At 66.0% G+C, this 18815-nt stretch carries 16 protein-coding genes; 6 read left to right on the top strand and 10 right to left on the bottom strand.

Annotated elements, in window-relative coordinates; all coding sequences use genetic code 11:
- Positions 1-35: 35 nt before the first annotated feature.
- Together QX126_RS02740 and QX126_RS02735 are read right to left on the bottom strand one after the other, a co-directional pair.
- Positions 36-800 (bottom strand): alpha/beta hydrolase, encoded by a 765-nt coding sequence (locus tag QX126_RS02740; RefSeq protein ID WP_315779158.1) that lies wholly within the window; start codon positions 798-800, stop codon positions 36-38.
- Between the two features lie 163 nt (positions 801-963).
- A complete protein-coding gene (locus QX126_RS02735; RefSeq protein ID WP_315779156.1) occupies positions 964-1440 on the bottom strand; it encodes an Hsp20 family protein in 477 nt (158 codons plus the stop codon).
- Positions 1441-1633: 193 nt separating this feature from the next.
- Between QX126_RS02735 and QX126_RS02730 the strand changes: the two genes are divergently transcribed.
- Together QX126_RS02730 and QX126_RS02725 are read left to right on the top strand one after the other, a co-directional pair.
- Positions 1634-2581 carry an alpha/beta hydrolase gene (locus QX126_RS02730; RefSeq protein WP_315736473.1) on the top strand — a complete coding sequence of 316 codons (948 nt, stop codon included), beginning with the start codon at positions 1634-1636 and terminating at the stop codon, positions 2579-2581.
- Positions 2582-2654: 73 nt separating this feature from the next.
- Positions 2655-3503 carry a tetratricopeptide repeat protein gene (locus QX126_RS02725; protein WP_315779154.1) on the top strand — a complete coding sequence of 283 codons (849 nt, stop codon included), beginning with the start codon at positions 2655-2657 and terminating at the stop codon, positions 3501-3503.
- On the opposite strand, the gene QX126_RS02720 is transcribed toward QX126_RS02725, so the two are convergent.
- Both QX126_RS02720 and QX126_RS02715 read right to left on the bottom strand, forming a co-directional pair.
- Positions 3493-4203, bottom strand: coding sequence for a hypothetical protein (locus QX126_RS02720; RefSeq protein WP_315779152.1), 711 nt, complete (start codon positions 4201-4203; stop codon positions 3493-3495). The genes QX126_RS02725 and QX126_RS02720 overlap by 11 nt on opposite strands.
- 75 nt (positions 4204-4278) lie before the next feature.
- Positions 4279-5481 (bottom strand): ABC transporter substrate-binding protein, encoded by a 1203-nt coding sequence (locus QX126_RS02715; RefSeq protein ID WP_315779150.1) that lies wholly within the window; start codon positions 5479-5481, stop codon positions 4279-4281.
- 150 nt (positions 5482-5631) lie between these two features.
- Here QX126_RS02715 and QX126_RS02710 point away from each other — a divergent pair, with 150 nt between their 5' ends.
- Together QX126_RS02710 and QX126_RS02705 are read left to right on the top strand one after the other, a co-directional pair.
- Complete coding sequence (locus QX126_RS02710) at positions 5632-6306, top strand: GntR family transcriptional regulator (RefSeq protein ID WP_315779149.1); 675 nt, start codon at positions 5632-5634, stop codon at positions 6304-6306.
- Between the two features lie 469 nt (positions 6307-6775).
- A complete protein-coding gene (locus tag QX126_RS02705) occupies positions 6776-6925 on the top strand; it encodes a hypothetical protein (protein WP_315759439.1) in 150 nt (49 codons plus the stop codon).
- A gap of 269 nt (positions 6926-7194) precedes the next feature.
- On the opposite strand, the gene QX126_RS02700 is transcribed toward QX126_RS02705, so the two are convergent.
- From QX126_RS02700 to QX126_RS02690, 3 genes are all read right to left on the bottom strand, one after another.
- A complete protein-coding gene (locus QX126_RS02700; RefSeq protein ID WP_315779147.1) occupies positions 7195-9999 on the bottom strand; it encodes a di-heme-cytochrome C peroxidase in 2805 nt (934 codons plus the stop codon).
- A gap of 173 nt (positions 10000-10172) precedes the next feature.
- Complete coding sequence (locus tag QX126_RS02695) at positions 10173-11966, bottom strand: adenylate/guanylate cyclase domain-containing protein (protein ID WP_315779146.1); 1794 nt, start codon at positions 11964-11966, stop codon at positions 10173-10175.
- 114 nt (positions 11967-12080) lie between these two features.
- The gene (locus QX126_RS02690; RefSeq protein WP_315777898.1) at positions 12081-13826 is read right to left on the bottom strand and encodes an adenylate/guanylate cyclase domain-containing protein; all 1746 of its coding nucleotides are present in this window, start codon (positions 13824-13826) and stop codon (positions 12081-12083) included.
- Between the two features lie 174 nt (positions 13827-14000).
- On the opposite strand from QX126_RS02690, the gene QX126_RS02685 reads away from it, so the two are divergent.
- Positions 14001-14642, top strand: a complete 642-nt coding sequence (locus QX126_RS02685) for a LysE family translocator (protein WP_315779145.1) — start codon at positions 14001-14003, stop codon at positions 14640-14642.
- A gap of 1 nt (position 14643) precedes the next feature.
- Here QX126_RS02685 and QX126_RS02680 read toward each other — a convergent pair whose 3' ends face one another.
- Positions 14644-15396: a sulfite exporter TauE/SafE family protein gene (locus tag QX126_RS02680; protein WP_315736483.1), complete on the bottom strand. Its 753-nt coding sequence runs from the start codon at positions 15394-15396 to the stop codon at positions 14644-14646.
- Positions 15397-15481: 85 nt separating this feature from the next.
- On the opposite strand from QX126_RS02680, the gene QX126_RS02675 reads away from it, so the two are divergent.
- On the top strand, positions 15482-16372 hold the full coding sequence (locus QX126_RS02675) for a LysR substrate-binding domain-containing protein (RefSeq protein ID WP_315737053.1): 891 nt from the start codon (positions 15482-15484) through the stop codon (positions 16370-16372).
- Positions 16373-16438: 66 nt separating this feature from the next.
- On the opposite strand, the gene hisN is transcribed toward QX126_RS02675, so the two are convergent.
- Together hisN and QX126_RS02665 are read right to left on the bottom strand one after the other, a co-directional pair.
- Positions 16439-17224 (bottom strand): histidinol-phosphatase, encoded by a 786-nt coding sequence (gene hisN / locus QX126_RS02670; RefSeq protein ID WP_315779143.1) that lies wholly within the window; start codon positions 17222-17224, stop codon positions 16439-16441.
- 483 nt (positions 17225-17707) lie between these two features.
- Positions 17708-18592 carry an N-formylglutamate amidohydrolase gene (locus QX126_RS02665; protein ID WP_315736485.1) on the bottom strand — a complete coding sequence of 295 codons (885 nt, stop codon included), beginning with the start codon at positions 18590-18592 and terminating at the stop codon, positions 17708-17710.
- Positions 18593-18815 lie beyond the last annotated feature (223 nt).

The following is an 18815-nucleotide window of genomic DNA, read 5'->3' as shown; positions in this document are numbered from 1 at the left end:
TTGCCGCTGGGACGAGTCCCGCACCATCAATCGGACTACTCGTACTGACCGGCGGCCTTCAGGATCAGATCAGCGATCTCCTTCGGATGTGAGACCAGCGACAGGTGACCGGCGTCGAGCTCGATCGTGGTCGCCTTCATGCGGCTGGCCAGGAAGCGCTCGAAATCCGGATCGATCGTCTTGTCCTGCTTCGACACCGCATAGAAGGACGGCTTGTCGTGCCATGCCGCCTGGGTGGTGCGGTTGCCGAAGATCGTCGCCGCGGTCGGCCATTGCACCGCATAGAGCTCCTTGGCCGTCGTCGCATCGACGCCGTTGGCGAAATACTTCAGGAAGGCGTCCTCGTTGAGCTTGGTGTCGCCGTCATGGTCGACGATGCCGGCGCGGGCCGGCGGTGTCGGATATTGACCGGCGAGCTTGACGAAATCCTCGCCCGCGTCGGGCGCACGCGCCGCGACATAGACCAGCGCGCTGACCTTCGGGTCGGTGCCGACCTCGCTCACGACCGTGCCGCCCCAGGAATGGCCGACCAGCACGGCCGGTCCATCCTGCTCGGCCAGCGCGCGGCGGGTGGCAGCCGCGGAGTCCGCCAGCGACGTCAGCGGATTCTGCACGGCGGTGACCTTGAGGCCAGCGGCCTGCAGATAGGGGATGACCTTGGCCCAGCTCGAGCCGTCGGCCCAGGCGCCATGCACCAGCACGACGTTGTGGACCTTGGGCGGCGGCGCCGGCTGCGCCAGAGCGGGGCCGGCAAAAGCCGACAGGGCGGCGATGAGGGTGAGGATACGAACGACGTTCATGTTGACGGCTCCAGTGGCTCGGGTTGGCGAGGTGATCACTGGGGTCTTCGCGGGCGGGCGCAGACCGTTACCGTCAGTCACGGTCGTTTGATTGCACTGCAGCACCACACAAAAAAACGCCCCGGCTGCCCGGGGCGTTTGCATTCCTGAGTATGTGTGCCGGTTACGCGGCGGCCTTCTCGGCCGAACCCTCGATCGCCGGCTGCTCAGCTTGCGCGTTCGTCGAGATCGGAATCGACCGCGGCTTCTTGGCCTCGGGGATCTCGCGCACGAGGTCGACGTGGAGCAGGCCGTTCTCGAGGCTGGCGTTCTTCACCACCACGTGGTCGGCGAGCTGGAACGAGCGCTCGAAGGCGCGGGCGGCGATGCCGCGATACAGCAACTCGCTCTTCTTGCCGTTCTCGTTGGCGGCCTTCTCGCCCTTGATCGTCAGCGTGTTTTCCTTCGCGACGAGGGAGAGCTCATCCTTGCCAAAGCCGGAGACGGCGACGGTGATGCGGTAGGCGTTCTCACCGGTGCGCTCGATATTGTAGGGCGGATAGCCGGGAGTGGGATCGGCGGTGGCCTGGTCGAGCAGCGAGAACAGACGGTCGAAACCGACGGTGGAACGATAGAAGGGGGTGAGGTCGTAGGTACGCATGGTCAAAGTCCTCCATTGAGCGACTGTTGGCTAACCCGCCCGCCATCGGGCCGGGCTGTCGTGCAGCCTGACGCGGCCTGCACGGTCTCGATATGGGTCGGACGTTTCGACGTTCAAGGGCGTCCGAGACCTGCTCTTTTTGCCGTTCCACCCCTTGATTCCCACTGCCTTTCACCTATTCGATGGGCGCCTCATGACGCTCGTCTCGATTCCCGCCAATCCCGTCCCCGAAAACGCCACCGCCGGCACCATCAAGACTCCCGATGGCGCCGAGCTGCGCTTTGCGCGCTGGGCCCCGCCGGCCGGGCGCAAGGGCACGGTGTGCGTGTTCACCGGCCGCAGCGAGATGATCGAGAAGTATTTCGAGACGGTGCGCGACCTGCGCGACCGCGGCTTTGCGGTCGCGATCATCGACTGGCGCGGCCAGGGCCATTCGTCGCGGCGCCTGCGCGATTCCCGCAAGGGCTATGTGCGCTCGTTCTCCGACTACGAACTCGACGTCGAGACCTTCGTCACCCAGGTCGTGCTGCCGGATTGTCCGCCGCCTTATTTCGCGCTGGCGCATTCGATGGGCGGCACCGTGCTGCTGCGGCTCGCGCATGCCGGCAAGCGCTGGTTCGATCGCGTCGTACTGTCGGCGCCGATGATCGACCTGCCGGACAGCCGCACCGCGCTGCCGGCTCGGCTGCTGCTGCGGGCCATGCGCATCGCCGGGCAGGGCGGCCGCTACGTGCCGGGCGGCAACGACGAGATCAGCGGGCTGGCGCCGTTCGTCAACAATCCGCTGACCTCTGATCCCGTCCGCTATGCCCGCAACGCCGCCATCCTCGAGGAGGATCCGACGCTCGGCATCGCCTCGCCGACGGTGGCCTGGGCCGATTCCGCCTTCTCGGCGATGATGACCTTCCGCGGCATGACCTATCCCTCCCAGATCCGGCAGCCGATCCTGATGCTGGCGGCGTCCAGCGACACCGTGGTGTCGACCGCCGCGATCGAGGAGTTCGCCTATCATCTGCGCGCCGGCTCGCATCTCGTCATCGCCGGGGCCAAGCACGAGATCCTGCAGGAGCAGGACCGCTACCGCTCGCAGTTCTGGGCTGCGTTCGACGCCTTCGTGCCGGGCACGCCGCTGTTCGGGTGAGCGTGCTGCTGGACACTCCTGGGGCCGGCGAGCTAGCTAGACTCGACCTCTTCCTCGGAGCTTGGCTGCAGACGTGAGTGAACGGCGGAAAAATCAGCAGGCGCAGGCGTTGCAGGAGGCGATCCACGCGTTGCGCGCGCGGCAGTTCGCGCGCGCCGAGCAGATCGCCGCCTCGATCCTGCGCACAGCCAGGACTGATCGCGCCGCGCTGCTCGTCCACGCCCATGCGCTGCTCGGCCAGCAGCGCGCGAGCGAGGCGATTGCGCCGCTGGAGAAGGCGGCGCTTCGCGGCAACGATCCGGAGCTCGAGACGCTGCTCGGCGCCGCCTTGTGCGAATCCAGGCGCGCCGCCGATGGCATCGCGCAGCTGCGCAAGACCGCGGCGCGGCGGCCGCCTTTTCTGCCGGCGTTCCAGGAGCTGGCGGGGCGGCTTGCAAAGTCGGGACAGCTCGGTGAAGCCATCGCCGTGATCGAGGAGGCGCTGACGCTGTCACCCGACAGCGTCGACCTCCAGCTCGATCTCGGACGCCTCCGTCTCCAGGCCAATGACCGCGTCCGTGCCCGCACGCACCTGCTGGCAGCGCGCGAGGCGGCGCCGGGGCGGCCCGACATCCTGATCGAGCTCGCCTGGGTGCAGTTCCTCGACGGCGACTATGCCGAGGCCGCCGGTACCTACCGCCATGCGCTAGGCCTGCGGCCCGACGACACCCAGACCCGCGCCAATCTCGCGATGTGCCTCGCCGAGATGGGGGATCGCGATGGCGCTCAGGCGGCGCTGCGCACGGTGGTACGCGGCCGGCCGCATCTGCTGACGCGCGCGGCCTACACGCTCGCGGTCACCTCGCACGGCCGCTTCTTCTTCCGTCCGAGCGATGCCGCCAGATTCCTGCAGATCGACGGCGCTGCGACAGCTAAGCCCTGAACCGCTTGCGATAGACGCCGGTCTCGCGTTTCAGCGCATCGCGCACCTCGTGGATCTCGGCGATTTCCTCTTCGGTGAAGGCCGAGGTCTGCATCGCCCACGTCTGCCGCTTCACCGGAATGCATTGCGCGACCGGCGTACCCCTCGGGATCACGCCGCGAAACGCCGTGTCATGCCAGTCCGCCGGGAAGTGCACGAACGAGTCGTGAAAGCGGTCGCTGTCGACCAGTCCGGTCACGGTGGTGAAGGGCAGGTCGAAGCGGTTGACGGGATGCGTGAACAGCAATGCCCAGCCCTCCGGCGCCTCGATCGTCCAGAGATTGTGAAACTTGAGCAGGAAGCGGTCGGTCTCGAACAGCGGCGAGCCCGTGACCTGCGCGACGTCGTGGAAGCTGATCGGCGAGCGCGGAAAATCGATCGCGCCGCCCGGCGGCAGCTCGTTGTCCCAACTGATCCCGCTATCCTCGACCTTGAGGTCGCAGATCAGCGGAATGAGGAAGCCCGTCGTCATCGCGTCGATGAAGGGCGGGCAACGCTTGACGGTCTGCTCCTCGGCCTGGTTGAGCGCGCTGAACGCGGTGGCCGGCATCGTCTTCACCCAGTCGGGAACGCCCATCGGCGCCGGCACCGGCTGCGGAATGAGGCGTTCGAGCTCTTTCGGACAGCGGAATTTCAGCGTGAGCGGTTCAGTCTCGGACATCGGCGCCGCGGCTCTCCTGTGGACGACGGCAGAGGTCTACGCCTTCGCCGCCGAAAGTCCAACAGGCAGCCGCCGCTACTTGGTCGACAGCACCTCGCCGAACCGCTCCCACTGCTTGCCGGTGAAGCGCATGAACTGCACCTGCTCGACCGGCAGATGGTCGCTGTCGCTGGTGCTGACCTTGATGCCCGGCAGCAGCATCGGCAGCTCGAGATCCTTGATCGACAGCGCCTGCCGCAAAATGTTCTCGCGCGACAGATCGTTGCCGGCCGCCTTCAGCACGTGCTCCAGCACCATGCCGTTGTTGTAGCCGTTGACGTAGTTGGAATCGCGGATGTCGCCGTCGGGCACGTAGTTCGCCATGTAGTCGCGCCAGCCCTTGACGCCGGGATCGTCGACCCAGGCCGGATCCAGCGGATCCTTCACATAGGCGGTCGAGATGATGCCTTTGCCGGCCTCGAGGCCCGCCGGCTCCATCACCGAGGACATCCACACCGACACGTTGGTCAGGAAGGTCATCGGCCGCCAGTTGATCTCGAAGGTCTTGCGGATCGCCTGTGCGGCGAATTTCGGCGTCGCGGCAATGATCAGCGCGTCGGCGCCGCTGGATTTCAATTTCACGATCTGCGAGTCGATGGTCGGCTCGGTCGCCTCGTAGCTCGCGACGGTCACGGCCGTGTCGAAGCGCTCGCCGAGCACGTCTTTCAGCCCGGCGAGATAGTCGCGGCCGAAATCGTCGTTCTGCGCGAGGATCGCAAACGTCGCATCCGGCTTCTGCTGCAGCGCGTAGCGCGCATACATCCGCGCCTCGTTGCGGAACGGCGCCATCACGCCCATCACGGCCTGCGGAAATTGCGCGGGGTCGCCGAACTTCGAGGCGCCCGAGGCGACGAACAGCTGCGGCACCTTCTTGCCCTGTAGGTACCTGGCGATCGCGGTGTTGTGCGCGGTGCCCATGGTCGAGAAGATGAACGACACCTCGTCGCTCTCGACCAGCCGTCGCGTCTGCTCCACGGTCTTGGGCGGCACGTAGCTGTCGTCCAGTGAGATCAGGTTGACCTTCCGGCCGTTGATGCCGCCGCGGTCGTTGACCATCTTGAAATAGGCGACCTCGCCTTTGCCGAGGATGCCGAAGGCAGACACCGGCCCGCTATAGGGCATGGTCTGTCCAATGCGGATCTCGCTGGGGGTAATGCCCGGCTGATCCTCCGCCCGAGCGGGTACGGCGAGGACGGACGCGACGACGAACAATCCTGCCGCTGCGATGGCGTTTCGCATGGATACCTCCCTGATGGGCCGCGCTGCTGGCGGCGTTTTGGCGTTGAGCATAGGGGGATGGCGGAGGCTGTGCAATTAAAATATATTTTTTGATGAAAATGTACTTTTAGGCTCTGCTAGTGTGAATTGTTGTCCCGCGAGAGTGAATCGATGTCCGGCAGCGCCACCCAGACCGTCTACGAGCAGTTGCGTGCCAGCCTGCTCGCCGGCCTCTATCGTCCGGAGGAGAAGCTGAAGATCAGCGAGCTCGGATCAGCCTTCTCGGTCAGCACCGGGGCGATCCGCGAAGCGTTGGCGCGGCTCACGGCGGAAGGGCTGGTGACGGCGACGCCGCAGCGCGGCTTCCGCGTCGCGCCGGTCTCGGTGGCCGATCTGCGCGACCTGACCGACATGCGCATCGAGATCGAGACCAAGTGCCTGCGCCACGCCATCGCCAACGGTGATCTCGCCTGGGAAGCCGCGGTCGTTGCCGCGCATCACCGTCTGGCCGCGACGCCGATCGCGGCCCATGACGGCAGCTTCTCGCCGGCCTGGATGCTGGCGCATGCCGATTTCCATGCCGCGTTGGCCCAGGCCTGCGGCAGCGCCTGGATGATGCGGGTGCGTGATCTCCTGTTTGCGCATAACGAGCGCTATCTCGATCTCGCCCGCAAGACCGATCGTGGTAACCGCGATGCCGCGCGCGAGCATCGCGAACTGATGGAGGCGGTGCTGGCGCGCGACACCGAGCGCGCGGTGACGCTCATGACGGCGCATCTCGACAAGACCCGGGACACGATCGAGGCGGCGCTGCTCGCAGCGACGGCGATGAATGAGGCGAGATAGGATCGAGTCAGGGCGCCGACCGCGAACGTCTTCGACGCGATATGTCCCGAGCCGGACGTCATCAACCGGATGACGGGATATGGCCTGGCGGCTACGGCCACGTCATTCGAGGTGTCGATATACTTTCGCTGGGAAACACCGGATTCTCGTTCTCTCGCCGCGCGTACACGAGATCGCTCTGGCGACACAACCATCGTGCCCCACGCGCGTAGCGGTCCATCCTTGTCGTCGACATTGTGATCCGTTCAGCGCGAGCGGCTACGAAGATTCAACTTTTTCGAGCGCCGGCGCTTTCCTCACCTTGATGCAGATACAGATCGGCCATCAGTGTTAAGCGGGCTTCATGCCGGGCTTGCTGTGCATTCAAGGATGCATTCACCACGCGCCGATCTCTCCAAGTTTGGAAACGCCCCGGTAACGCACCGTCCCTCTAGTGACGTCCACTAACGACATTCAGGAGGAGGCATTGATGATTATGATGATTGCGCGGAAGCTGGTTGGTCCCCATGCGCTCAATTCCGGATTCGGTCTGGTGACCATGTTCTCGTTGACGGGCGTGGTCGCTTCTCTCGTGCTGGTCCAGCACGGAGTGAATGTCAGCCCGCCCGCGATGTTCTGATCGGGCAGAAGAACGTAGCTCGCTCCACCCACCTCTGCCCGCGTAAGGCACGCTATGGCGCCAGCCTGCGCCCCGTCGCCGCCCGGGAGTATGTATGGGTCCCGGGTCGGCGCACGGACGTCGCTGTCGCGCTCAATGAGTTGTAGGGACCGGAGCTCATGGACCTCCGTCCCAACCCCTGCCCGCAACCGGGAGGGGAGGAACCGCTCTCGCCGCAAGAGATCAGTCCCGCGAGGCCCGTGGCTTCGTCGTGACGAAGGTGCGCATCCTCACAGCGTCTTCAGATATTCGATGAGGTCCCAGCGCTCATCCTCCGAGAACGCACCGCCAATGATGCCGTTCGGATAGTCCTTGTTGGGCTTCGTCGGACCTTCGAAGGAATGGCCGAGCGTGCTGTTGCCCTTGATCGGCTTGCCGCTGGAATCCTTGGCCATGAACAGCGTCTGACCGACCTTGCACGCGCTCTCGCCGCCCTTCGGCACGGCGAAGCCGACCGGCTTCGGGTCATAGTCGCGTGCGCCCTGGCAGAACGAGGTCGGCCGCTCGGCGGCCGGCGTCAGCAGCCAGTACAGCGACGGTACTGAGCCGTTGTGCAGATAGGGCGCAGTCGACCAGACGCCGTTGAGCGGGCGGGCGCGATAGGACTTGCCGGCCGGGTTGGGACAGTTCTTGCGGTCGCCCCACAGCGCGGCGCGCTCGGCCTCACCGAGATTGCGGTCCTCCATCCACTTGTCGCTGGCCTTCTGCACGACGGCCATCAGCGCCAGCGCATAGGGCATCTCCGTGGTCGAGCCCTGCGGCAGGTTGCAGCCCTTCAGATCCTTGGCCGGATCGACCTCGAGGAATCCTGCCACCTTGACCTTGCGGTTGGCGAGAATGCTCGCCTGTCCGGAGTCGGTCTGCATCGCGTCGACCGGCTTCTGCACGAGGTCGAGGATCGGACCCTTGGCATTCCAGCCTTTGCTCTCCCAATCCTCGGCGGGCTTGATCTTCCAGAAGCTCTTGTCCGGATAGGTCTTGTCGAACACGGGGTCGGCGACCGGCCCGAGATGGCACTCGACGCAAACAGCGGCATAGAGCTTCCGGCCGCGTTCAACGCGTGCCGGATCGATCTTCCAGGCGTCGTCGCCGGCGAACAGCTTCTCCGGCCATTTCGGCGAGGTCAGCCCGCCGAACGCGGGCGTCGTCGTCGCGAACGGATCGGGACCACGCAGCATGTTCTCGATGTAGAGCAGGTTGTCGATCGCCATCGACGACCGCCACAGCCTGTCGCTCGCGGTCTCCGGCGAGAAGTTGATCTGTGCGGAGACGCCGAGCGCCTCGCCGGCATTGCGGATCAGGGGCTGTGCGATCGAGCCGTCATATTGCGCCCAGGAGAACCACGGCACGGTCCAGATCGGCGGATAGGACACCGGCGCGTCGATGGCCTCCTGGTTGCCGAGCATGTTCGGCAGCCCGCTCGATGCCATGTCGAGATAGAACACCTGGTTGCCGATGCGGTTGAGGGCATCGAGCCGGCCGAAGCCTTCCTCCGTTTCGGTCTGGCCCTTGGCCTCGATCGTGGTCTTGTAGTTGTTGGCCTGCATGTTGAGCGCGAAATCGGTCGCGGCCTTCAGGCCCTTCTTCAGGGTCTCGCGATCGGCGTCGGAGGCGTTCGGCCCGAGCACGCGATCGGCAAAGCGGGAGAAGCGGCCGGGCACGTATTGCGTGAAGATCATCGCAAAGCCCATGGCTTCTTCCAGCTTGCGCAGGTCGGCCATCCCGGGGCCGCCGTCGAAGCGCACGCTGACGCCCTTGTAGTGGATGCTGCCGGCGTGACAGGCCGCGCAGGTCAGGCCGATCTTGTCGGACTGCGCGGCGCCGGTGGCGGGATCGGTCGCGCCAGTGAGCCGGGCAAAGCCGACCGGCAGGCCGCCTTCGTTGCCGGCCGGGGTCGGCTTCAGGCCGGACGGCAGCGGCGCTGCCGGCTCGGTCTTGGCAGCCGTGGCGGCGTAGCCGAACGGCCGGAGCGCGCTGGGGTCGCCGTCGACGCTCTTCGGGCTCGGGATGAAGCCGAAACGTTCGAGATAGGCGCTGTCGGAGATCAGGCCGGGCGAGCCGAACGGCGTCAGATAAGGCTGCTCCATCGCCATGAACCAGGCGTAGGGAATCGGAAAGGTCGCGGTGCCCTGCGTCACGTGGTGAAACCAGTGCCGGTCCTGCGTGGTCCAGCCCTGATCGAGCCAATAGGCCGCCCTGGTCGGCTCGGTCTCGGGCAAAGCGGGCGGAATGAACGCCGCGGCCTTCTTCGGCAGAACCTTGCCGAGCTTGTCGCTGACGGCGTCGGGCGCGGCCACCCAGGCGAGCAACACGGCGGCGCCGGCCAGCACTGCCGTGCCGACGAGTGCCTTGCCGATGCGCCAGACGATGTTCGCGGGCTTGGGCTTGGCTGTCAGCCGTGCGGCTATACGCTGCGGCAGGCGGCGGTCGACGAACAGCGTGCGGACCTCGGCAACGGACAGATAGCGGCCGTCGCCCTCGCCCTTGCCGAGGATGTTCAGCAGCACTGGCCATTCGCCCTGCATCAGAATGGGGAAGTACCAGCGCGCCCGATCGCCGTCGCGCGTCAGATTGGCCTTCATGAAGGTCTGGATCTGCGCCTCGTTGAGGCCGCGCTCGGTGCCCCCATTGGGATCGGGATAGTCGCTGCCGAAGCTCGCGAACCGGTCGATCTCCTCGGGATGGACCTTGGCCTCGGCGTCGAGGATACGCGATCCGCCGCCATGCTTGTCGAGCGGACCGTTGCGCAACTGGTCGAGATCGGCGCCGGACCACAGGCTCTTCAGGAGCCGCAGCGGCGACAGGCCGTTCGCGATCAGGGCGACGCCGAAGGTCTCGATGCCGACAAGCCGTTTCTTGAAGCCGGTCTCGCCGCTCGCCGCCTCGACCCGGTCGCCGATGGTCTTCAGGGGGACGCTGTGGCCGTCGACGAAACCGCCGGCGACGAGCGCGCGCAGGAAGGGACACGGGTTATCGGACGAGACCGGAAGCTGTCCGGGCAGGGCGTCACGGACGCGGGCGCTGTCTTCTTGCATCGAAGAACATCCTTGGAAAGCACCTGAGTGATGAAAACGAAATCACGCCAACAAACGAGGGCGGCGCCGAATTGCGCCGAGGAACGGGCGGAGCCCCGCCATCTGAACGTTACAATGCAATCGTCAATGATTGGCGTAACCCGCCCAAGTGTCAACCTCAAGTCGCGATCGCGCTACTCGCCCGCGAATTTCGCCTTGGTGTCCACCAGGGTGAGCTTGGTCAGCGGCACGCCGGCCCTGGTGAGGCCGTCGCGATAATGCGCGATGTCGGCCGGATTGCGCCAGCGGATGTTGCTCAGGAGGCGCTCGATCGTCATCCACGGATGCTGGCTCAAAAGCGCCGCGACGGCCTCGCCGGCTTCGACCGAGCGTCCGAGCTGCGCCAGCGCGGCGGCGCGGATGGCGAGGCACTGCAGATGGTTCGGGTTCTGGTAGTGCGACTCCCGCGCCCAGGACAGCGAGGCGTCGTACTGGCCGAGCATGTAGTGGCTGAACGCGCTCAGCACCGACCATTGATAGCGCGGATCGCTGTTGCCGCGCTGGGCCGCGACCGAGAACAGCTCGATCGCCTGGCGGTGCTCGCCGGCGACGAGATGGCAGACGCCGAGCACGCCGCGCGCACCCATGTCGTAGGGATTGAGCTGCAGCGACTTGCGTGCCGCTTCCATCCCGGCTTCCACCCGACCCTGCATGGCGTGGACATAGGCCAGCAGCGAATAGGAGAAGGACGAGCGGGAATCGAGCCGGACGCCGGCCTCGGCGAGCGCCATTGCCTCGTCCCACAGCTCCCGCGAATTCCTGATCCAGCCGAAATGAATGCCCTGCAGCAGGATGGTGCCGAGATAGGTGTGGGCGATGGCGAGACCGGGGTCGATCCTGATCGCCTCGCGGAACAGCGCGATCGAACTCTCGTAGTCGGCCTTGGTCGGCTGGTAGTAGTGCGACAGCCCGCGCAGGAAGCGGTCCCACGCCGTGAGGTCGGTGGTCTTGGACCGCACCGGCACCGCCGCCTCGGCACGGTAGATCTCGGGGATCAGCGCGGTGCACAGATTGGCGGTAATGTCGTCCTGCACGGCGAACAGGTCGCCGATGTCGCGGTCGTAGCGGCCGGCCCACAGCTGCTCGCCGTTCTCCGGCGCGACCAGCTCGGCGGTCACCCTGATCTTGTCGCCGGAGCGCCGCACCGAGCCCTGGATCAGATAGGTCGCATCGATCTCGCGCGCGATCAGGCGGGCGCTCATGCCGGCATGCTTGAAGGCGAAGGTGGAGTTGCGGCTGAGCACGCGGAAGAAGGACTGCAGCGACAGCGCGTGGATGAGGTCTTCCGCCAGGCCGTCCGAGAAATATTCGTCGGTCTCGCCGCTGAGATTTGCGAACGGCAGCACGCCGACGATGGCGGTCCGGTATTGCGCCGGCAGGGTCGTGGCGGACCGCTGCTCGCGGGTCTTCTCCGGCGAGGACGGATCCCAGGTCCAGACGTTGATGGTGTCTTCGATGTTCTTGAAGCGGAACGGCCCGCGGTCGACGAAGGTGACCGTGAGGTGCTTGCTGGCTTCCTGGTAGGCCTTGTGGGAGACGGCAATTCCGCCGGGCGGTGCTGCGGCTTCAAGTCGCACAGCAGTGTTGACGCCGTCGCCGAATACCTCGTCCTCGTCGAAGATGACGTCGCCCATGTTGAGGCCGAGGCGAAACTGCATCACCCGGTCGGCCGGCAAATGAGCATTGCGCTCGGCCATCAGCTTCTGCACCTCGACCGAGGCCGCGATGGCGCCGACGACGCTCGGAAATTCCAGGAGAAATCCGTCCCCTGTGTACTTCACGATGCGGCCGCCGTGATTGAGGATGATCGGGTGGATGGCGCCGCGATGCGCCTTGAACGCGGCATGGGTTCCCGCCTCGTCGGCGCCCATCATCCGCGAGTAACCGACCACATCGGCACAGACAATCGCGGCCAGCCGTCTCTCCATTCCGTCTTTGCTCCTACTCAGGGCGATACCACGGCAACAGCAGTCGAATCCAATCAATTTGCGGAAGCAATGTGTAGGCCATGTGGCGGGCCGGCGACATGCGGCCCGATTGGCTCACGTCAGCCCGGCCCTGATCAGTCCGTCGCGGTAGTGGTCGATGTCGTCCCGGCGTTTCCACCGGATGTTCTTGATGTGGCGATCCAGCGTGAGCCAGGGATATTGCGCGCGCAGCGCGTCGACGGCGTCGCTCGCCTGGTCCGTCGCACCAAGTTGCGCCAGGGTTGCCGCGCGGATCGTCAGCGCCTGCAGATGGTTCGGGTAGAGAAACAGCTCCTCGCGGGCCCACGACAACGCGGCCTCATAACGGCCGAGCAGGTAGTGGCTGTAGGCGTTCAGCGCCGGCCATTGATAGCGCGGATCGCTGTTGCCGCGCTGGGCCGCGATCGAGAACAGATCGATGGCCTGCTGGTGCTCGCCGTTGACCATGTGGCAGAGCCCGAGCACGCCGCGCGCGCCCATGTCGTAGGCATTGAGCTCGGTCGCCTTGCGCGCCGCCTTCATGCCGTCCTCATGGGCGCCCTGCATGGCCTGCACGAAGGCCAGGATCGCATAGGCGAAGGAGGAGCGCGCGTCGAGCCGCACGCTGTCCAGCGCCAGGTTCTTCGCCTCGTCCCAGAGCTCGCGCGAGCCCTTGATCCAGCCGAAATTGATGCCCTGCATCAGAATGGTCGCGAGATAAGCGTGCGCGAGGCCGAGCGTGGGATCGAGCGCAATGGCTTGCCGAAACAGCGAGATGGAGATCTCGTAGTCGGCCTTGGTCGGTCGGTAGTAGTGCGACAGACCGCGCAGGAAGCGGTCCCAGGCGGTCGGGTCGGTCGCCGGCGCACGGACCGGAATCGAGGCTTCGACACGATAGATCTCCGGCATCAGCGCCGCGCACAGGCTGGTGGTGATCTCGTCCTGCATCGCGAACAGATCACCGACGTCGCCGTCATAGCGACCGGTCCACAATTGAGCGCCGGTCTCGGGCGCGATCAGCTCCGCCGTCACGCGGAGCTTGTGACCAGAGCGCCGCACCGTTCCCTGAATCAGGTAGGTCGCATCGATCTCGCGTGCGACCAGGCGGGGATTGAGGCCGCGGTCCCTGAAGCGAAACGTCGAGGTGCGGCTCAGGACACGGAAGAACGATTGCAGCGACAGCGCATGGATCAGGTCGTCCGCGAGCCCGTCGGCGAGATACTCGTCGGCGCCGTCGGAGAGGTTGACGAATGGCAGCACGCCGACGATCGCCGTGCGATATTGCGGCGGCAGGCCGGTGACGCTCGTCCCGGCCCGGATCGCCGCCTCGCTGCCGGGCTCCCATGTCCACGCCTGCACCGGCTCCTGCAGGTTCTTGAACTGGAAGCTTCCGGCGCTGGTCAGCTCGATGGGGAGTTGCGGGCCGGCCTCCTCATAAGCCTTGGCCGAGACAGCAACACCGCCCGGGACGGCGATCGATTCGAGATTGACGGCGACATTGATGCCGTCGCCGAAGGCCTCGCCGTCGTCGATCGTGAACTCACCCTTATGAATTCCGAGCCGGAAGCGCATGTTGCGGTCGGCCGGCAGATCGGCGTTGCGCTCCGCCATCAGGGACTGCATCTCGACCCCGAACTGGATGGCGCTGGCGGCGTTGGCGAATTCCAGCAAAAAGCCATCGCCGGTGTGTTTGACGATGCGGCCGGCGTGATTGAGAATGATCGGGTGGATGGCGCCGCGATGAGCCTTGAAGGCGGCGTGCGTGCCGTCCTCGTCGATTCCCATCATGCGTGAATAGCCGGCGACGTCGGCGCAAAGGATGGCAGCGAGGCGTCTTTCCATCACATCGTGCTCCCGCCTCGCGCATACCACGACCGAGGCGGCCGAATCCAACGCTTTTCCGGACCCTATCGCGGCACCTTTGCTATGCGGCCCCGCGCCGGCCTCTGCGGTGCGAGACAGCAATGCCGAGGTCAGGTAGATGATTAGACCGGTATCGTTAGGAAATGTTCAATCATGCTCGGCATTCACGATCTGCCTTTGTTTCTCGTCTCCGGGCTGCTGCTCAACGTCACGCCGGGTCCCGACACCGCCTACATCGTTGGCCGCAGCGCGCAGATCGGCTGGCGCGGCGGGGCCGCTGCCGCTTTCGGCATCAGCACGGGGTGCCTCGTTCATGTGTTCGGAAGCGCGATCGGGCTGTCGGCGCTGCTCACGGCCTCCGCCGCGGCCTTCGCGGCGGTGAAATGGGCCGGTGCGGCCTATCTGGTCTATCTCGGCATCACGCAGCTTCTGGCGCGACGGCCGGACACCGCCAGGGCCAGTGATGCGACGTCGATGCCGGCGGTGACGCTCCGCCAGGTGTTCTGGCAGGGCGCGCTCACCAACATTCTCAATCCGAAGGTTGCGATGTTCTTTCTCGCCTTCCTGCCGCAATTCGTCGCAGCCGATGCGCCGCACAAGGCGCTCGCCTTCCTGCTGCTCGGCACGATCTTCATCGTCAACAGCACGATCTGGTGCCTCGGCGTCGCCGTCGTCGCGGCCCGGGCTGCGCGCCGCGTGCGCGGCTCGTCCGCCGCGCTGCTCTGGCTCAACCGCGCGATCGGCGGGCTGCTGATCTATCTCGGCGTCCGGATCGCGATGCTCGAGGCGCGCTGACCTACCAGAGCAACTCGACGACCGCCGTGCCGGCGAGATACAGGCCGAGCAGGATCATGGCGATCAGGAACACACGGCGGAACGCCTCGGCCGGCAGTCGGGATCGCGCTGCCTGGCCCGCGAACATGCCGACAAAGGCGCAGGCCATGGCGACCGCGCCGGGCAGGGCGGTGGCCGTGCTGAGCAGGCCGGAGCTCGTCAGGTTGAACGCCAACGTGATGGTGGCGACCGTGAAGAACACGCCGAGCGCCTGGACCAGCTCGTCCTTCTCGAGCCCGATCGCCTGCATGTACGGCACCGAGGGCACGACCTGCACGCCGGTGGCGGCCGAGATCAGCCCAGTGACGAGACCGACGATGCCGCCGACCCATTTCTCGTGCGGGGGCGCGACCTTGAAGGCGAACTTGGTGAGGCCGAGCAGGGCATAGAGCATCAGCAGCACGCCGAGCGCGACGTTGCCCCAGCGCGTCGAGGCATGGCTGAGCGCGCCGGCGTTGAGGCAGATGCCGATCGCGGTGCCCAGCATCAGCGGCCAGAGGCGCCTGGCGATATCGCGCAGATAAGGGCCGGCGAAGGTCTGCCAGATGTTGGTGATCACTGCCGGCACGATGACGATGGCGAGCGCCCGGCCGGGCGGCATGGCGACCGCGAGCAGCCCGACCGAGATGGTCGGCAGGCCGAGGCCGAGCGCGCCCTTAACGAAGCCGGCCAAGGTGAGCGCCAGGGCGATGAAGATGAGGATGGGGTCGATCATGGTCGTCACATTGACCAGACCGCGCTGGCGGCACAATGTGGAGGTTACGGAGCAAGCCTTCGTCCAGGACTGAGGCAGGATGACCATGCGTTTCGATCTGGTCGATCTCAGGCTTTTCATTGCCGTGGCCGAGGCCCGCAGCATCACCGGCGGCGCCGACCGGGCGCATCTGGCGCTGGCCTCGGCGAGCGCGCGGATCAAGGGTCTGGAGGACGCGTTCGGCGTCGAGCTGTTCAAGCGCGGCCGGCGTGGCGTGGATCTGACCGCGGCGGGCGAGAGCCTGCTCGACCACGCCCGCATCATCATGGCCAATGTCGAGGCCATGCAAGGCGAGCTTTCGGGCTTCGCGTCCGGCCGCCGCGCCAATGTGCAGCTGCTCGCCAACACGGTCGGCCTCGCCGAGCATCTGCCCAAGGCGCTGGCCGCCTTCCTGCGCGAGCATCCCGACATCAACGTCGACGTCGAGGAGCGCGAAAGCACCGAGATCGCCGAGGCGATCGCGTCCGGCAGAGCGGATCTCGGCTTTGCGGCGGAGCATGCGTTGCCCGAGACGATCGAGCGCTTCGCCTTCGGCGAGGACCGGCTGATCCTGGTCGCCGGGCGGCGCAGCCCGTTCGCAGCCCGCCGGCAGATCGACTTCAGCGAGACCGCGGGGGAGGATTTCATCGGCCTCACGCAGGGGACGGCGCTCAACGTCCATATCGGCCGGCACGCCGCGCGGCTCGGCATCCGCCAGCACGTGCGGGCCAGGCTGCGCGATTTCGACGCGATCTGCCAGATGGTGGCGGCCGGGATCGGCATTGCCGTCGTGCCGGAAGCGGCGGCGCGGCGTTGCGCGCGGTCGATGCCGATCAGCCTCGTCGCGCTGCGCGATGCCTGGGCCGATCGCCGGCTCGTGATCTGCGCCCGCAGCTTCAAGGCGCTGCCGCGTCCCGCGAAGCTGCTCGTCGAGCATTTGCGCCGGGCCGCTGCATGAGGCGTCCGACGACAGGCCGGACGTCTCCGTTCAGCTCGAAGCGGAGCCAGGCCGGTGGAGGCGGGCTCAGCCCGCTGCCAGCCGCTTCAGCGCCGCTTCATGGACGCGCTTGTCGCCGGCGGCGACGATCCGGCCGCCGTTCTGCGCCGGGCCGCCTTCCCAATCGGTGACGATGCCGCCGGCGCCGTTGATGATCGGGATCAGGGCGGCGATGTCATAGGGCTTGAGTTCGGTCTCGATGACGAGATCGAGATGGCCGGCGGCCAGCATGCAATAGGAGTAGCAGTCGCCGCCATAGCGCGACAGCCGGGTCTCGGCCTCGACCCGGCCAAAGGTGGCGCGATCGGCCTCGTTCATCAACAATGGGCTCGTCGTATAGCACACCGCGTCCGCGAGACGCTCGCAGCGCCGGACCGAGAGCCGGCGCTCGCCGCCGCCGTTCTTGTAGTTGGCGGAGCCGTTGTCGCCGGCGAAGCGCTCGCCGATGAAAGGCTGGTGCATCATGCCGAACACCGGCGTGCCCCTGTGCAGCAGCGCGATCAGCGTGCCCCAGGTCGGGAAACCGGCAATGAAGGACTTCGTGCCGTCGATCGGATCGAGCACCCAGACGTAATCGGCGTCCTCGCGCTCATTGCCGAACTCCTCGCCGACGATGCCGTGCTGAGGAAAGTTCGCCTTGATCAGGCGGCGCATCACCGCCTCGGCGGCGCGGTCGGCCTCCGTCACCGGATCGAAATCGTGCCGGCTGCTCTTGTTGTCGACCAGCAGCGAGGTCCGGAAGAACGGCAGGATGGTTTCGCCCGACGCGGTCGCCAGACGACCGATGAAGGCGGAGAAATCGATGACCGTCACAACGCGTCCTTGGGTGAGGGAATCGGGTGGCAATGAGCGGCTATGCCTAGCTCAAAGCGGTCCGGCGTGCATCCGGATATGGAACGCTGGCGTGGCATCTTGGATACCGTTTGGTGTCCGGCCCGCTGGCCGGGCGCGATTGATCCGTCGCTGGCCTCTCATGTGAAAGTGAAAGTGAAACCCGCGGTCCCTCTCGGGTCGTTTGGAATCTCCAATCAAGCCATTGACATCTATGATGAAAAGGAGAGGGCTGGGTCGCGCTGAACGCAACCCGGCCTATGTTTTTTTGCATGGAGAAGGGCGGAAAAACCCTTGCGCTTTGTGCAGCGCGATTGCATATTGTTGCGGTGCGGTAGCGCTTCGCGTTATCGCTGCCCTCCTTGGGCGTTTCCTCCCTAGACTTGGGCCGCTTGTCATTCAAGCGGCCCTTTTTTTGTGCCGACGCCACCCGCCGAAATCCCTCGTACCGAAAGCGCAGCCGCTCTATTCCGCCGCCGCCTGGAACGGCCCGAGGTCGCCGAGCGGCACCGTCGCCAGCACCTCGGCGAGCACGGCGAGATCGGAAGCGACCTGCGCGAAACGCGGTCCGCGCTCCCTGCGGCGCTCGTCCATGTAGACCGCGCGATTGAGCTCGATCTGGATCGCATGCAAGCCCGTGGCCGGATTGCCGTAATGCTCGGTGATGAAGCCGCCGGCATAGGGCTTGTTGCGGCCGACGGAATAGCCGAGCCGGCCGAGCACGTCCTCGACCAGGTCCGGCAGCAGCGACGCGCAGCTCGTGCCGTAGCGGTCGCCAATCACCATGTCGGGCCGGCGCGGCTCGTCGCGCGAGACGCCGACCGACGGCATCGAATGACAGTCGACCAGGACGACCGTGCCGAACTGCTGGTGCACGCGGTTGATCAGCCGGCGCAGCGCGCGGTGATACGGCTTGTACAGCGTCTCGATGCGGTGCAGCGCCTCGTCGACGCTCAGCCGGTCGCGATAGATCTCCTGGCCGTCGCCGACCACGCGCGGGATCGTGCCGAGGCCGCCGGCCACCCGCATCGAGCGGGTGTTGGCAAAGCTCGGCAGCCGCCCGGTGAACATCCGCGGATCGAGCTCATAGGGCTCGCGATTGACGTCGACATAGCAGCGCGGGAAATGCACCCGGACCACCGGAAACCCGCGCGACAGGAGGTCGCCGATCAATTCGTCCATGAACGAATCTTCGGAGCGCCTGAGCGACGGCAGATCGATGCGCGAGGCCTGGAGGAAATCGTCGGGGTAGGCCGATCCGGAGTGAGGGGAATTGAAGATGATGGGCGCGCGCCATTCGGTCGGCTCCATGATCTCGAACGGCGGCAATTCGCCATCAAAGTCCGTCATCTCTGGGCGCCGTCCCCTTGGTCACGTGCGTCGATGTCACGTCCGTTGATGCGCCGGTATCCTCCGGCCGATTCGCGCTGGACAACGCAGGCACTGCTCTTGCCAACGCACATCTTCGATAATCCGAGCCGTTCTGCCAAGCGAAAAGCAATGAAAAAGTTCACCCGCCGTTTGGAACAACTCTGAGCTGGCGTGCTGTTTCGGTCGAAGACCGCACCTTCAG

The organism is Bradyrhizobium sp. SZCCHNPS1003, from assembly GCF_032381555.1.
Taxonomy (GTDB): domain Bacteria; phylum Pseudomonadota; class Alphaproteobacteria; order Rhizobiales; family Xanthobacteraceae; genus Bradyrhizobium.
Note: the sequence above shows the minus strand (reverse complement) of the source record. Positions and strands in the feature narration are given on the sequence as shown.

What these genes read in the sequence shown, in the direction of transcription:
- QX126_RS02740 (WP_315779158.1), bottom strand. Translation starts at nt 800, where the DNA reads ATGAACGTCGTTCGTATCCTCACCCTCATCGCCGCCCTGTCGGCTTTT.
- QX126_RS02735 (WP_315779156.1), bottom strand. Translation starts at nt 1,440, where the DNA reads ATGCGTACCTACGACCTCACCCCCTTCTATCGTTCCACCGTCGGTTTC.
- QX126_RS02730 (WP_315736473.1), top strand. Translation starts at nt 1,634, where the DNA reads ATGACGCTCGTCTCGATTCCCGCCAATCCCGTCCCCGAAAACGCCACC.
- QX126_RS02720 (WP_315779152.1), bottom strand. Translation starts at nt 4,203, where the DNA reads ATGTCCGAGACTGAACCGCTCACGCTGAAATTCCGCTGTCCGAAAGAG.
- QX126_RS02715 (WP_315779150.1), bottom strand. Translation starts at nt 5,481, where the DNA reads ATGCGAAACGCCATCGCAGCGGCAGGATTGTTCGTCGTCGCGTCCGTC.
- QX126_RS02710 (WP_315779149.1), top strand. Translation starts at nt 5,632, where the DNA reads ATGTCCGGCAGCGCCACCCAGACCGTCTACGAGCAGTTGCGTGCCAGC.
- QX126_RS02705 (WP_315759439.1), top strand. Translation starts at nt 6,776, where the DNA reads ATGATTATGATGATTGCGCGGAAGCTGGTTGGTCCCCATGCGCTCAAT.
- QX126_RS02700 (WP_315779147.1), bottom strand. Translation starts at nt 9,999, where the DNA reads ATGCAAGAAGACAGCGCCCGCGTCCGTGACGCCCTGCCCGGACAGCTT.
- QX126_RS02695 (WP_315779146.1), bottom strand. Translation starts at nt 11,966, where the DNA reads ATGGAGAGACGGCTGGCCGCGATTGTCTGTGCCGATGTGGTCGGTTAC.
- QX126_RS02690 (WP_315777898.1), bottom strand. Translation starts at nt 13,826, where the DNA reads ATGGAAAGACGCCTCGCTGCCATCCTTTGCGCCGACGTCGCCGGCTAT.
- QX126_RS02685 (WP_315779145.1), top strand. Translation starts at nt 14,001, where the DNA reads ATGCTCGGCATTCACGATCTGCCTTTGTTTCTCGTCTCCGGGCTGCTG.
- QX126_RS02680 (WP_315736483.1), bottom strand. Translation starts at nt 15,396, where the DNA reads ATGATCGACCCCATCCTCATCTTCATCGCCCTGGCGCTCACCTTGGCC.
- QX126_RS02675 (WP_315737053.1), top strand. Translation starts at nt 15,482, where the DNA reads ATGCGTTTCGATCTGGTCGATCTCAGGCTTTTCATTGCCGTGGCCGAG.
- QX126_RS02665 (WP_315736485.1), bottom strand. Translation starts at nt 18,592, where the DNA reads ATGACGGACTTTGATGGCGAATTGCCGCCGTTCGAGATCATGGAGCCG.